Consider the following 14,270-nt stretch of genomic DNA (forward strand, 5'->3'; position numbering starts at 1 on the left):
GTCCCGCAGTGGGGGGAGCCGGCCGGGGCGGGGGCGGCGGCGCTGGCCGGGGCGTTGCGGCTGCGCGGCGGGATCCGGCTGGCCCGGGGGAACCCGGAAGGGGCGCTGGAGGCGGCCGGTGAGGCGCTGGCCGTGCTGCCCGCCGTGGGCCGGGAGGTGCTCGCCGGGACGTGCCTGCAGCTCAGCGGGTTGTGCCGGAGCCTGCTGGGCGACGGGGAGCGGGCCGCGGTCGAGCTGGTGCGGGGGACGACGCTGCTGTCGGGGCTGTTCGACGAGCAGGTCCCGGTGGCCCCCGAGGTCGCGGCCACGCACCGGCTGGCGTTGCTGCGGCTGGGCGGGCTGTACGTGGCTCAGGGGGAGCCGGCCGAGGCGGCGGCGTTCTACGGGCGGGCGCTGGATGGACCGGCGGGCGGCCAGGAGGTGCTCGACGAGCTGGCCGGTTACCTCATGGTGGCCTTCGGGACGGCCTCACGCGGCGGCGCCGGGGAGCGGGCGCGGCTGGCCGAGGCGATGGCCGAGCTGCTGCCGCCGCTGATGGACCACGCCGCCGCGCTGGAGCGCGACGTCCCGGTGAGTGCCGGCGCGGAGGCGTACGAGCTGCTGGGGCGTTGCCTGGAGACCTACGCGGCCGTGGCGGAGGTCGTCGGGGACCGCGAGACGGCGGCGGACGGGGCGGAGCTGGCCGTGCGGGTGTTCCAGTGCCTGGCCGCCTACGACCCGGATCGGTACCGGGCGGACCTGGGGGCGGCGCTGGCCACGCTGGGCGGGCTGCTGCGTGAGCTGGGCAGGCCCGGGCTGGCGGTGCCGGCGCGGGCCGCGGACGTGCCGGACGACGGCCGGGCGGTGGCGCTGTACGGGGTCGCGCTGCTGGAGGCGGGGCGGGCCGTGGAGGCGGTGACGCTTCTGGAGCGGGCCGCCGATCTGTGCGACGAGCTGGACGACCCGGCGACGTCGGCGACGACGTACGCGTACCTGGCGGCGGGGCTGGCCGCGCTGGACCGGCCGCGCGCGGCGCTGGACGCGGTCGCCTGGTCGCTGGCCGAACAGGAACGGGCCTCGCGGAGCTCGGGTGACTCGGGTAGCTCGGGTGACTCGGGTAGCTCGGGGAGTTCGGTGCGGCGGCCGGCCGGGGCGCTGCTCATGGCGGGCCGGACGCTGAGGGGCGCGGGGCGGCTGCCGGAGGCGGGCGTGGTGCTGGAGGCGGCGGACGGCCTCCTGCGCGGCGCGCTGGCCAACCACCCGGCCCAGGCCGGGACCGACGACGAGCGAACCGACCGCGAGCGGGCCGACGGCGAGCGGGCCGACGGCGAGCGCGTCGGCGGCGGGCCGGGTGACGGGGAGTTGGTCGCGGTGCTGCGTGATGTGCTGCGGGCCCGGCTGGAGCTGGCCCGGGAGGCGGGACGGCCGGGCGAGGTCGCGCTGATCGAGCACGACCTCGGCAGGCTGCCCTGGTTCACGAGCCGATGAGCGTCTCCCTGGCCCACCGGTAGTCGGCCTTGCCCGCCGGGGAGCGGACCATCTCGGCGACGAACGCGTACGCGCGCGGCACCTTGTAGCTGGCCAGCAGCCGCCGGCAGTGGGCGTCGAGCTCGGCCTCGGTGACGTGCAGGCCGGGCCGGGGCTCGATCACGGCGGCGACCTTGCTGCCCCACCGCTCGTCGGGCACGCCGGTGACGACGGCGTCGAAGACGGCGGGATGCCCCTTGAGCACGGCCTCCACCTCTTCGGGGAACACCTTCTCGCCCCCGGTGTTGACGCACTGCGACCCGCGCCCGAACACGTTGATGGTGCCGTCGGTCTCGACGCTGGCCAGGTCGCCGGTCATCAGCCAGCGGGTGCCGCCGGAGTCGGTGACGAAGGTGCGGGCGGTCTTGCCGGGGTCGTTGTAGTAGCCGAACGCGATCCGGCCGGCCCTGGCCACCGTGCCCAGCTCGCCGGAGCCGGGCGTGACGGGCCGCAGCTTGTCGTCGAGCACGGCCAGCCCGGCGGTGGGGTTCGGCCGGTAGCGCAGCCCGGTCTCGGGTGAGGAGCCGGGCACGCCGGAGGCGGTGTAGCCGGACTCGGTGGAGCCGAAGCTGTCGAGGATCATCACGTTCGGCAGCAGTTCCTGGAGCCGGTCGCGCACCGCGCCGCTGAGTATCGCGCCGGTGGAGCTGACGACGACCAGCGAGGACACGTCGTACGAGCCCGCCTCCAGGGCCTCGGCGAGCGGCCTGGCCATCGCGTCGCCGGTGATGTTGAGCGTGAACACGCGCTCCCGCTCGACGGTCCGCCACACCTCGGCGGCCTCGAACCTGCGCACGTACACGATGGTCGAGCCCATGCACCAGGTGAGGAACGTGGCCATCTGGGCGGCCCCGTGCATGAGCGGCGGCGCCGCCATCATGATCATGGGCGTGGCCTTGGCGGCCTCGTCCACCACCTCGCGCGGGGTGGCGCGCGGCTCGCCGTACGGGTTGCCGCCGCCGAAGGCCATGAACAGGTCCTCGACGTGCCACATGGCGCCCTTCGGCATGCCGGTGGTCCCGCCGGTGTAGATGATGTACACGTCCTGCCCGGAGCGCGGCCCGAACCCGCGCTCGGGCCGGCCGCCGCGTAAGGCCTCCTCGTACGGCACCGCGTGCGGGATCGACGACGGGCCGCCCACCACGATCAGGTGCTCCAGCCGGGGCGCGTCGCCTGCGACGGCGGCCACCCGCGCGTCGAACTCCACGTCGTAGAGCAGCGCCCGGATGTCGGAGTCGCGGTAGAGGTAGAGCAGCTCGGCCTCGACGTAGCGGTAGTTGACGTTGATCGGCACCGCCCGGATCTTGAGCGCGGCCAGCAGCCCGGCGACGTACTCGATGCCGTTGTAGAGGTGGATCCCGACGTGCTCGCCGGGCCGGATCCCGAGGTCCTTCAGGTGGTGGGCGAGCCGGTTGGCCTCGGCGTCGAGCTCGGCGTAGGTGCGGCGCCCGGTGCCGCACACCACGGCTACCCGCTCCCCGATCGCGTCCGCGAGCCCTTCGTACAGGTCAGCGTGGTTGAACTCCATCAGGGCTTCTCCCGTCCGACGATCCACATCGCGAAGAACTGGGCTCCCCCTCCGTAGGCGTGGCCGAGGGCCAGCCGGGCGCCGTCCACCTGGTGCTCCCCCGCCGTGCCGCGCACCTGCAGCGCCGCCTCGGCGAACCTGATCAGCCCGGACGCGCCGATCGGGTTGCTGGACAGCACGCCGCCGGAGGCGTTCCACGGGGTGTCGCCGTCGAGCGCGGTGGCGCCCGACTCGGTCAGCTTCCAGCCCTCCCCCTCGGCGGCGAACCCCAGGTTCTCCAGCCACATCGGCTCGTACCAGGAGAAGGGCACGTACACCTCGGCCACGTCGATCTGCCGCCGGGGGTCGGTGACGCCGGCCTGCCGGTAGACGTCGGCGGCGCAGTCCTTGCCCGCCTGCGGGCTGACGGTGTCGCGCCCGGCCCGGAAGATCGGCTCGGAGCGCATGGCGCCGCCGTGCACCCAGGCGGGGGTGCCGGTGGCGGCCCGCTCGGACGACAGCACGAGCGCGCAGGCGCCGTCGCTGGACGGGCAGGTCTCCAGGTAGCGGATCGGCTCCCACAGCATGGGCGTGGACTCGACCATCCGCCGGTCGATGCCGGGGATCCTGAGGTGCGCGTACGGGTTCTTGAGTGCGTTGAGCCGGTCCTTGACGGCGACCAGGGTGCCGATGTGCTCGGGCGCGCCGGTGCGGCGCATGTACTCCCTGATGTGCGGGGCGAAGTAGCCGCCCGCCCCGACGACCAGCGACGAGCTGAACGGCAGGTGGGTGGAGAGCGCCCAGGTGGCGTTGGACTCCGACTGCTTCTCGTAGGCCACGACGAGCACCCGCTCGTGCACGCCGCCCTGGATCAGGCCGGCGGCGACCAGCGCGGTGGAGCCGCCCACGCTGCCGGCGGTGTGCACGCGCATCATCGGCTTGCCGGCCGCGCCGAGCGCGTCGGCCAGGTACGCCTCGGGCATCATGACGCCCTCGAACAGGTCGGGCGCCTTGCCGATGACGACGGCGTCGATGTCCTTGAACGTCAGCCCGGCGTCCTCCAGCGCGCGCAGCGCGGCCTCGCGCACCAGCCCGGCGATGGACACGTCCCGCCGCTTGGTCGTGTAGTGCGTCTGCCCGACGCCGATCACCGCGCAGCGCTGCGCCATCATGCCTCCAGTACGGTGACGAGGTTGTGCTGCAGGCAGGGCCCGCCGGCCGCGTGGCCGACCACGCGCCGGGCGGTGCCGTCGTGGACGCGGCGGGCCGCCTCGCCGATGCGGATCAGGCCGGTGGCCATCACCGGGTTCGCCGCCAGCGGGCCGCCCGACGGGTTGATCACCGTGTCGTCCGGCAGTTCCAGGGCGCGGCGCAGGATGGGCTCCTCGTGCGCGAACTGCGCGTGCAGCTCGGCCACTTCGACGGGCCCCAGCCCGTCCTCGGCCGCCCGCGCGGCGTCGGCGGCCGAGGCGGACCGGGCCAGGTCGCGCAGGCCCAGGTAGTGCGGCTCGATGCGGTGCGCGATGCCGGTCACGTACGCCGGCCGCTCGCACAGCTGTCTGGCCAGCTCGCCGGCGGCGAGCACGACCGCCGCCGCGCCGTCGGTCACGGGCGCCAGGTCCGAGGCCCGCACCGGCTCGACGACGGGGTCGGCGGGCAGCTCGTCGGGCAGGTCCAGCGCGAACGGGTTGCGCCTGCCGTCGGCCCGGCTGCGCCGGACGATCGCGTCCAGCTCCTCGCGCGGCACCCCCGCCGCCGAGGCCTGCAGCGCCGCGAACGACACCTGGTCGAGCCCGAGCGGCGCCAGATAGTACGGGTCGAGCTGCAGGGTCATGAGGGTGCGCGGATCGCCCATCGAGGTCTTGCCGAAGCCGTACACCAGGGCGCTGTCCACGTCGCCGTGCTGCAGCCGCACCCACGCCTCGTACAGCGCCCACGCGCCGTCCATCTCGACGTGGCTCTCGGAGATCGGCGGCCAGGCGCCGATCGCGTCGAGCGCCGAGACGAACGAGAACGGCGCGCCCGCCAGGTAGTCGCAGCTCCCCGAGCAGGTGAAGCCGAACCGCTTGAGCCCCGTGGCGTCCTTGACCTCGTTGATCACCGGCAGGATCAGCTCAGGCTCGGACAGCCCGGTGTCGTGCCCGGTGTGCCGGCTCTGGGCGAAGGCGACGATCGCCACCTGTCTCATCACAGCTCCACATCCGGCTCGCCGGTGGGCGCGAACCACCGCACGCTGGCCATCGACGGCGTCCGCTCGTTCTCGGGCACCCACTCCGCCCGCACCCGCATGCCGTGCCGCACCTCGTGCGCGGGCACCCCGCCGACCAGCGCGATCATCGGCACGTCCGCGCCGTCGAGCAGGATGTACGCCGACACGAACGGCACTTCGGGGGCGCGCGGGTCAGGCAGGTTGTTGATCGCGAAGGTGGTGACGGTGCCGGTGCCGGGCAGCTCCGTCCGCTCGGCGAGGAGGATGCCGCACTCCGGGCACGACAGCCGGTACGGGACGTAGACCTTGCCGCAGCCGCCGCACCGCCCGCCGACGAACACCCCGCGCCCGATGCCCTCCAGGAACACCCCGAGCGCCCCGCCGGCCTTGAGCCTGTACGAGCTCCGCACCGGCGAGACGATCTTGCTGACCTCCGGGGCGAAGCAGGAGATGTCGGTGATGTGGCCCGAGCGTTCGCCCCGCCACACCGGCCACACCCGGGTCCCGGCGGCGACCGCCTTGGGGTTGCCCGCGTCCACCGCGTGCACGAGCGCCGTGTCGGCGCCGTCCAGCTTGATCAGCGCCCAGGCGAACGGCCGGTCCAGCGGGTGCGTGGCGAGCGGCTCGGCCACCCAGGCGCTGGCCGTCACGGTCCCGGCCGGCCCGACCTCGACGTACTCGCCGGTGACCGGTTCGCCCGTCGCGGGATCGTACTCCAGCGGCGGCACCAGCACCCGGCCCTCGGCGGTGCGCACGCCGACGAGCCGGCCGGCGCGCAGCTCGGTCAGGAACCGGCCGATCACCGGCCCGGTGGTGCGCGTGTAGCCGCCGGGGAACTCCAGCACGTGTTCCGCCGTCAGCGGCTCGTCAGATGGCACGCTCGCGTCCCTCCCAGTACGGTGCCCGGAGCTTGCGTTTCAGCAGCTTGCCGTTGGGCTCGCGGGGCATCTCGGCGATGAAGTCGATGGTCTTGGGCCACTTCATCCGTGACAGCCGGCCCTCCAGCGAGGCCAGGATCTCCCCGGCGAGCCCGGGCCCCGGCGCCGCGCCGGGGGCGGGCTCGACGACGGCCTTGATCTGCTCGCCCCACTCCTCGTCCGGGATGCCGAACACGGCCACGTCGGCGACCTTGGGGTGGACCATGATCTCGTTCTCGATCTCGGCCGGGTAGATGTTCGTCCCGCCGGAGATGATCATGTCGGCCTTGCGGTCACACAGGAACAGGTAGCCGTCCTCGTCCAGGTAGCCGATGTCGCCGACGGTGAAGAAGTCCTTGAGCCGGTTCGCCTCGGTCTTGGCCGGGTCGCCCTTGTACTCGAAGGAGGCGCCCATCATCTTCATGTAGATCGTCCCGGGGGTGCCGGTGGGGACCGGGTCGCCCGCCTCGTCCACGATGAGCAGCTCGCTGATCGGCCAGGCCGTGCCGACGGTGCCCGGGTGCGCCTTCCACCCCTCGGGCGTGGCCAGGGTGCCGCCGCCCTCGGTGGCCGCGTAGTACTCGTAGACGCAGTCACCCCACCACTCCAGCATCGCCCATTTGACCGGCACCGGGCAGGGGGCGGCGGCGTGGATCATCCACCTCAGCGACGACAGGTCGTACCGGCTCCGGGTCTCCTCGGGCAGCGACAGCAGGCGTTTGAAGTGCGTGGGGACCATGTGCGAGTTCGTCACCCGGTGGCGCTCGCAGAGCCTGAGCATCTCCTCGGCGTCCCACCGGTCCATGTGGACGAGGGTGTGCCCCAGGTGCAGCGCGGTGCCGCCGAACTGGGTGACGGCCGTGTGGTAGCTCGGCGAGGTGACCAGGTGCGCGTTGGGCCGGCCCGGCGTGATGCCGAACAGGCCCGGCAGGAACGCCATCAGCTCGGCCGCGTCGTCCGGGTCCAGGCCGCTGAGCGGGCGGCGGACGCCCTTGGGCCGGCCGGTGGTGCCCGAGGTGTAGTGCATGGTCGCGCCCGCCGTGCGGTCCGGGGGCGCGGTGTCCGGCCGGCCGTCCGTCAGGTCGCTCAGCGGCCGGAAGCCGGGGACCTCCGGCACGCCGAACCGCCGCTCGGGGGCGATGGCCTCGGCCGCGCGGGCACCCTCGGCCGCGTATCGCGGGTGCACGAAGAACGCGCGGGCCTCGCTGTCCTCCAGGATGTAGGCGATCTCCGGGCCGGTCAGGTGCCAGTTGATCGGCGTGTAGTACCAGCCGGCCTGTAACGCGGCGAGGTAGAGCACCAGCCCGTCGGCCCCGTTGGGCACCAGCCCGCAGATGCCGTCGCCGGCCTCCAGCCCCAGCTCGCGCAGCCCGTGCACCAGCCGGTTCGCCCTGGCCAGCAGGTCACCGGCCAGATGTTCGGTGCCGTCGGGGTCCACGGCGGCGACCCAGCCGGGATCCGCCTGCGCCAGCCTCCAGAAACCCAGCGTGCCCATCGGAACTCCTCAGGTGGCCCCGGCGCAAGTCAAACGAGAACCTGTTCTCGTTTCTTTCCGGGAGCGTAACCCGCCGCTAATGTGGGAGCAAGCGCTTGATTTCAGGAGGTGTCCGTGGAGCCGCTGCCGATCAGCACCCCCCACTGCCGCGTAGAACGCGACGGACCCGTGGTCGTCGTCACCATGAACCGCCCCGAGGCCCGCAACGCGCTCTCGTCGGACATGCTGATCGGCCTGGCGAGCGCGTGGGCGTACGTCTCGGCGGAGCCGTCCGTCCGGGTGGCCGTACTCACCGGCGCGCAGGGCACGTTCTGCGCCGGCGCGGACCTCAAGGCCATGGGCAGGCCGCCGCAGGATCCCGAGGTCCAGGCCCGCGGCGCCGGGATCGCCAACTACCACTGGAAGGGCCTGCTCCGCGAGGACCTGCCGACCAAACCGGTCATCAGCGCCGTCGAGGGCCACGCCGTGGCCGGCGGCACCGAGTTGCTGGTAGGCACCGACCTGCGGATCGTCGCCGAATCGGCCACGCTCGGCCTCTTCGAGGCCAGGCGCGCCCTGTTCCCGATGGGCGGCAGCGCGGTGCGGCTGCCCCGGCAGATCCCGTACTGCCACGCCATGGACCTCCTGCTGACCGGTCGCGCCGTCACCGCCGCCGAAGCCCTGTCGATGGGACTGGTCAACCGCGTCGTCCCCGACGGCCGGGCGCTGCCCGAGGCGCTGGAGCTTGCTGCCGGCGTCGCCGCCTCCGGCCCGCTGGCCGTCCAGGCCATCCTGCGCACCTACCGCGACACCCTCGGCATGGCCGAACCCGAGGCGCTCAAGGTCTCCGACGAGCTCGGCTGGCCCGTCATCGGCTCCGAGGACGCCAAGGAGGGCACCCTCGCCTTCCGCGAGAAGCGCCCGCCCGTCTACCGGGGGCACTGACGTAGCACGCCAAGCTACAGAAGCTACGTCGGAGACACGATGAAGGTCATCACTCAGCCGGAACAACTCCGCCGCCGTCATGAATCAGGTCGAGGCCGGCGAGATTTTCACATCACCCGTAACGGCGTCGAAGTGGCAGAGCTCCGACCGCTCCCGCGCAGGAACTGGTCGCACGTCACCGGCGCCTGCCCCAGGTTGACCACACCGAGTTGCGCCGCGAGGCCGACGAGTTCTCCGGCATGCAGGACCGGCTCGACGACGACCCATGGGAGCGGCGGCGTGGGTGAACGTCGCACGGCAGGAGTCATCGACACCTGCGTGGCGTGGCGATGGCCAAAAACGAGGCCGACCGGACAGCTCGTATGGAAAAGCTGCCCTTCGACGCTGACGCTCGCCGCGAAGCGTGATCCCCGGCCCGGCGAATGGCTCTGATGATCGCCGCTGTCGCCGGCAGCCGGGGATTGCCGCTCTACGCACGCAACACCGATGACTTCGCCGGTCTGGAAAGCCTGGTCACCGTCTGAGCGTCAGTCGCGGGTGATGCGGTCCAGCCGCTCCAGGGCTTCGGCGTACTCCTCGACTAGGGAGAAGACGACGTCCTTGGTGGAGCGGACCTGGTTGGTGATGCCGATGATCTGGCCCGCCGGGAAGGTGGCCAGCTCCGAGGCGTCCGAGCGGCCGATGCGCCGCAGCGCGTCCGACACCAGCATGAACTGCAGCGGCATCGGCAGCGTGCCCGGCGACTCCTGCGACTCCCAGGCGTCCGTCCACTCGTTCTTGAGCAGCCGGGCCGGCTTGCCCGTCCAGCTCCGGGAGCGGACCGTGTCGCGGGAGGTGGCCTCCAGGATGCGCCGCTTGGCCATCTCCGGCGTGTCGGCCTCCTCGACCGTGAGCCAGAGGGAGCCCGTCCAGACGCCCTCCGCGCCGAGCGCCATGCCGGCGGCCATCTGGCGGCCGTTGCCGATGCCGCCCGCCGCCAGCACCGGCACGTCGACCGCGTCGACCACCTGCGGGATGAGCACCATGGTGGAGATCTCGCCGGTGTGCCCGCCGGCCTCGGTGCCCTGCGCGACGACCACGTCCACGCCGACCTCGACCTGCTTGAGCGCGTGGCGCGGGGTGGAGGCCAGGGCGGCGACCTTGACGCCGTGCTCGTGGGCCAGCTCGACGATGTCGGCGGGCGGCGGGCCGAGCGCGTTGGCCAGCAGCGCGATCGGGTGCCGCAGCGCGACCTCGACCTGCGGGCGGGCGGTGGCGTCCGTCCAGCCGAGCAGCACCCGGCCGGCGTCGGCGTCCTCGCCGAGCGGCGGCACGCCGTGGGAGGCCAGCAGGCCGTCCACGAACTCGCGGTGCCCCTGCGGGATCATCCCCTGGAGGCGGCCGACGAGCTCTTCGGGCGCGAAGTCGGCGCCCTCGTAGGAGGCGGGCATGACCACGTCGACGCCGTACGGCTTGCCGTCGACGTGGTCGTCGATCCACTTGAGCTCCTGTTCGAGCTCTTCGGGGGTGAAGTAGAGAGCGCCCAGCACGCCCATCCCGCCGGCGCGGCTGACGGCCGCCACCACGTCCCGGCAGTGGCTGAAGGCGAAGATCGGGAGATCGATTCCGAACATGTCCGTGACCCGGGTCCGCATGGCTCGACGATAAGCCGCCACCCGGCTAACTGCAACGTGTTCTATTCTGCCGTTGTGACGCGTGAGGTTTTGTGGAACGCGTTCTAACGAGGCATCCGGCGCCAGAGCGCGCGCGGCAGCAGCCGCATCAGGCGGAACGCCGGCCCGAGCGCCGCGGGCACCCACACGCTGTCCGCGCCCTCGCGCAACGCCCGCACCGTGGCCAGTGCGACCTGCCGGGGCGTCGAGGGCAGCGGCGCCGGCGTGAGCCCCTCGGTCATCCGCCCGATCACGAACCCCGGCCGCACGATCAGCACCCGGGCCCCGGTGCCGTGCAGCGCGTCGCCCAGCCCCTGGGCGAAACCGTCGAGCCCGGCCTTGGCCGAGCCGTAGACGAAGTTGGCCCGGCGCACCCGCGCGCCCGCCACCGACGACAGCACCACGAGCGTGCCGTGCCCCTGGCGGCGCAGCACCCGGGCGGCGTGCAGGCCCGCCGACACGTGCGCGCCGTAGTTGACGGCCACGTCCGCCATGGCCGCCGCCGGGTCGGCGTCGTAATCCGCCTGGCCGCCCAGCACGCCGAACGCGGAGATCACCACGTCGAGGTCGCCGACCAGCTCCACGGCCCGCTCGAACACCTCGCCGTGGGAGGCGGCGTCGAGCGCGTCGAACGGCAGCACGTGCACCTCGGGCGACGCCGCCCCGGCGGGCCGCTCCACGTTCAGGGTCACGGCGGGCGGCTCGCCGGCCGGTTCGCGCATCGCCAGCACGACCCGGCTCGCGCCCAGCCCCACCAGCAGCCGGACGATCTCCAGCCCGATCTCGCTGCGCCCGCCGAGCAGCAGCACGGTGTCGACGGCGCCCAGAGCGTTCTTCACAGGCCGAGCCTCCTGGCCAGGTCGGAGCGGAACAGCCCGGCGGGGTCGGCCTCGTCCCTGATCCGCCGCCACCGGTCCAGCCCGGGATACATGCGGGCCATCATGTCAGCCCGCAGCCGCGCGTCCTTGGCCAGGTAGACGCGCCCGCCCGCCTCGGCCACCCGCTCGTCGAAGCCGCGCAGCAGCCGGCTCAGGCCGCGCTGCCCGGCGGGGATGTCGAGGGCCAGCGTCCAGCCCGGCATGGGGAACGACAGCAGCCCGCTCGACCCGGCCCCGAACCGCTTGAGCACGGTCAGGAACGACACGGTCCCGGTCGACGACAGCCTCCCGACGATCTCCCGCAGCGTCTTCTCGGCCCCGAAGGGCACCACGAACTGGTACTGGACGAATCCGCGCGAGCCGTAGACGCGGTTCCAGCCGCCGACGGCGTCGAGCGGGTGGAAGAACGGCGCGATCCCCTGCACGACGCTCGCCCGGCGGGGCGCCCTGCGGTACCACGCCTCGTTGAACGCGCGCACGCTCACCCCGTTGAGCAGCCCGTTCGGCGCCCAGCCCGGCGCCCGCAGCAGGGTGCGGGGGGCGAACTCCAGGGTCCCCCGGTCGGCGTGGTCGCCGCTGGTCAGCACGCCGCGCCCCATCCGCCGCCCGCGCGCCAGCAGGTCGATCCAGGCGACCGTGTAGCGGTGGCTGTCGTCGTCCTCGGCCATGGCGGCCAGCGTCTCGTCCAGGTCGCCGGTGCGCCGCACGTCCACCCGCATCAGGGAGCTCGCCATGGGCACGCAGCCGAACGTCGCCTCGCACACCACGCCGGTCAGCCCCATGCCGCCCACCGTGGCGTGGAACAGCGGGTCGTCGGGGGTGAGCGTGCGCACCGCGCCGCCGGCCGTGACCAGCGTGAGGGAGCGCAGGTGGGCGCCGAAGGAGGAGTCGCGGTGGTGGTTCTTGCCGTGCACGTCGGCCGCGACTGCGCCGCCGACGGTGACGTAGCGGGTGCCGGGGCTGACGGGGACGAACCAGCCGCGCGGCACCAGCGCCGTCATCAGCTCGTGCAGGCTCACCCCGGCCGAGGCGGTCACCAGCCCGCTCGCCTCGTCGAAGGTCCAGCCGCCCAGCCCGGTGCAGTCGAGGACCAGGCCGCCGGAGTTCTGGGCGGCGTCGCCGTACGCCCTGCCGAGCCCTCGGGCCACGACGCCGCGCCCGGAGGCGGCGGCGACCAGCGCGGCCACCTCGGCGGCGTCGCGCGGGCGGGCGAGCGTGGCCGGGGAGGGCGAGGTGCGGCCCCACCCCGTCAGGAAGTCCGTCATGCGTAGATCCCCAGCCCCACCAGCGCGATCAGCAGGGCGGCGAAGATCCTGATCTGCGGGTCGCGCACGGCCAGCTCCTCCGGCTCCTCTCCGATCCCCCGGTCCACCAGGAGATTGTGCCGCAGAACGAGCAGCATGAAGGGCACGATGCTGAGCCCGTAGAACAGGTTCGCGTGCGCGTTGAGCGCCCACAGGCAGTAGGTCACGATCATCGCGCCCGAGCACATGACCCGGACCTGGGACAGGTAGGCGGGCGTGTAGGAGGCGAGCGTGGCGCGGGTCCCGCCGGCGCCCTGGGCGCGCAGCTCCGCCTCCCGCTTGCCCGCGACGAGCTGCAGCGCGGCCAGCGACACGACGACCAGGAACCAGCCGGTCACCGGGACGTCCACGGCGACGGCCCCGGCGTAGGCCCTGATCACGTGACAGCCGGCGACCGCGATCAGGTCGACGACCTCCACGTGCTTGAGCCACAGCGTGTAGGCCAGCGTCAGGGCCAGGTAGCCGGCCACGACGGCGGCCGGGCGCCAGTCGCCGGTGAGCGCGGCGACGCCCGGTGCCAGCACCATGAGCGCCACGCCCGTCCAGCGCGCGAGCGGCACGGGCACCACGCCGGAGGCGACCGCGCGCCTGCGCTTGCGCGGGTGCAGCCGGTCGGCCGCCACGTCGGCGGCGTCGTTGAGCAGGTAGGACCCGCTGGCGGCCAGGCAGAACGCGGCGAAGACCAGCAGCGCCGCCAGCAGGCTGCGCGGCTCGCCGAGCACTCCGGCGGCCATCGGCGCGGCCAGCACCAGCACGTTCTTCAGCCACTGGCGCGGCCGGGCCGCCCTGACGAGCCCGAGGACGGGCGCGGCGAGCGGCCGCGCCACCACCTCGTCGTGGCTCATGCCCGCTTGCGGCTCACCGCGAAGACCCCCACGGCCAGCAGGACGACGCCCACGATCGCCAGCACGAGCGGGATCGTGGTCTTGATCAGGGTGATCTGGCTCTTGCTGTCGGCGGCGCTGTCGACGAGCTGCTTGACGGTCTCGTCCGTCATCTTGGCGTTCGCGACGAACGCCTTGGACCGCTCGACGCCGTCCTGGCTGCGCAGCACCTCGTTGCGCTGCTGCTCCTGCTTGACGGGCGCGCCGGTGACCGGCTCGATCCAGTACGTGTTGACGCCGGAGTAGATCCGGTCGAGCTGGACGTCACCCGATTCGCCCATGCCGAACCAGGCGGCGGGGGCGGTCCTGGTCTCGGTCTTGGTCTCCGGGACGGTCTGCTCGAACTTGTAGACCGTGAGCCCGTTGACCTGCTCCTCGGCGACGAACCTGGCCTCGAACGCCTTGCCGGCCGTGGAGTTGAAGACCTGGTAGCTCTTCTTCTCCACGTCGAAGGGGAACTTGTAGATCTGGCCCTGGAGCTGGACGGGCTCCTTGTCGACGCTGACGCCGCAGCAGTTGAGCCCGACGCCGGAGCGCTTGTCGAAGGCGCTGCGCCGCTCGGAGTAGTCGACCGGCTTGCTGTTGGTGACGTCGTTGACGTAGGTGAACTCGTCCCAGACGACCTTGTCGCCGTCGGCCTCCTTGACGTCGCCCCGCGTGGTGACGGTGATGGCGAGGTCGGCGGTCAGCACCTTGCCGTCGGCGGCGCTGAAGTACTGGGCGCCCGTGGCCTGGAGGTTGCTGATCCCGTACTGGTCGGCCTTGGCTGCGATCAGCGCCGAGGCCACCTGGAAGTGCGTCAGAGGAGCCAGCACGATGAGAAAGGCACCGATGGCGATCAGAACGCTTCCAACGACCCGGTTCATGGACCCTCCATGTGGCAGGTGCACGGATGCCTGTTTTGGGCGATTACGCACTTAAAACGAGTTCTACTTGCCGGTATGTTATTGCCGCCAGTGACCGACGTCACCAGGGATGCGGAAACGTGACCGAA

General features: G+C 72.9%; 12 protein-coding genes. 2 read left to right on the forward strand and 10 right to left on the reverse strand.

Annotated features, from left to right (window positions below; genetic code table 11):
- Positions 1-1,467, forward strand: a 1,467-nt coding sequence (locus tag ADY59_RS51740; protein WP_049570150.1) for a hypothetical protein, incomplete at its 5' end; no start/stop codon positions are given.
- Here the strand turns inward: ADY59_RS51740 and ADY59_RS32225 are convergent.
- Genes ADY59_RS32225 through ADY59_RS32245 form a run of 5 tightly spaced genes read right to left on the reverse strand, consistent with a single transcriptional unit; the run spans position 1,454 to position 7,634 of the window.
- Positions 1,454-3,034: an acyl-CoA synthetase gene (locus tag ADY59_RS32225; protein ID WP_049570154.1), complete on the reverse strand. Its 1,581-nt coding sequence runs from the start codon at positions 3,032-3,034 to the stop codon at positions 1,454-1,456. The genes ADY59_RS51740 and ADY59_RS32225 overlap by 14 nt on opposite strands.
- A complete protein-coding gene (locus ADY59_RS32230) occupies positions 3,034-4,182 on the reverse strand; it encodes a thiolase domain-containing protein (protein WP_049570158.1) in 1,149 nt (382 codons plus the stop codon). The genes ADY59_RS32225 and ADY59_RS32230 overlap by 1 nt, the downstream gene beginning before the upstream one ends.
- Positions 4,182-5,201, reverse strand: a complete 1,020-nt coding sequence (locus ADY59_RS32235) for a lipid-transfer protein (RefSeq protein WP_049570163.1) — start codon at positions 5,199-5,201, stop codon at positions 4,182-4,184. Before ADY59_RS32235 ends, ADY59_RS32230 begins: the two co-directional genes overlap by 1 nt.
- Positions 5,201-6,100 carry a Zn-ribbon domain-containing OB-fold protein gene (locus ADY59_RS32240; protein ID WP_082310570.1) on the reverse strand — a complete coding sequence of 300 codons (900 nt, stop codon included), beginning with the start codon at positions 6,098-6,100 and terminating at the stop codon, positions 5,201-5,203. Before ADY59_RS32240 ends, ADY59_RS32235 begins: the two co-directional genes overlap by 1 nt.
- Entirely contained in the window at positions 6,090-7,634 is a 1,545-nt protein-coding gene (locus ADY59_RS32245; RefSeq protein WP_049570164.1) for an acyl-CoA synthetase, read from the reverse strand. The genes ADY59_RS32240 and ADY59_RS32245 overlap by 11 nt, the downstream gene beginning before the upstream one ends.
- A gap of 114 nt (positions 7,635-7,748) precedes the next feature.
- On the opposite strand from ADY59_RS32245, the gene ADY59_RS32250 reads away from it, so the two are divergent.
- Positions 7,749-8,558: a crotonase/enoyl-CoA hydratase family protein gene (locus tag ADY59_RS32250; RefSeq protein ID WP_049570206.1), complete on the forward strand. Its 810-nt coding sequence runs from the start codon at positions 7,749-7,751 to the stop codon at positions 8,556-8,558.
- A 527-nt stretch (positions 8,559-9,085) separates the two neighbouring features.
- Here ADY59_RS32250 and ADY59_RS32260 read toward each other — a convergent pair.
- From ADY59_RS32260 to ADY59_RS32280, 5 genes are all read right to left on the reverse strand, one after another.
- Positions 9,086-10,192 carry an NAD(P)H-dependent flavin oxidoreductase gene (locus ADY59_RS32260; RefSeq protein ID WP_049570167.1) on the reverse strand — a complete coding sequence of 369 codons (1,107 nt, stop codon included), beginning with the start codon at positions 10,190-10,192 and terminating at the stop codon, positions 9,086-9,088.
- Positions 10,193-10,275: 83 nt separating this feature from the next.
- Positions 10,276-11,049, reverse strand: coding sequence for an SDR family NAD(P)-dependent oxidoreductase (locus ADY59_RS32265; protein WP_049570170.1), 774 nt, complete (start codon positions 11,047-11,049; stop codon positions 10,276-10,278).
- Positions 11,046-12,353 (reverse strand): FAD-binding protein, encoded by a 1,308-nt coding sequence (locus tag ADY59_RS32270; RefSeq protein ID WP_049570173.1) that lies wholly within the window; start codon positions 12,351-12,353, stop codon positions 11,046-11,048. The genes ADY59_RS32265 and ADY59_RS32270 overlap by 4 nt, the downstream gene beginning before the upstream one ends.
- A complete protein-coding gene (locus ADY59_RS32275; RefSeq protein ID WP_049570175.1) occupies positions 12,350-13,237 on the reverse strand; it encodes a decaprenyl-phosphate phosphoribosyltransferase in 888 nt (295 codons plus the stop codon). Before ADY59_RS32275 ends, ADY59_RS32270 begins: the two co-directional genes overlap by 4 nt.
- Positions 13,234-14,142, reverse strand: coding sequence for a DUF3068 domain-containing protein (locus ADY59_RS32280; RefSeq protein ID WP_049570178.1), 909 nt, complete (start codon positions 14,140-14,142; stop codon positions 13,234-13,236). The genes ADY59_RS32275 and ADY59_RS32280 overlap by 4 nt, the downstream gene beginning before the upstream one ends.
- Positions 14,143-14,270 lie beyond the last annotated feature (128 nt).

This window comes from Nonomuraea sp. SBT364, assembly GCF_001083785.1.
Classification (GTDB): Bacteria; Actinomycetota; Actinomycetes; order Streptosporangiales; family Streptosporangiaceae; genus Nonomuraea.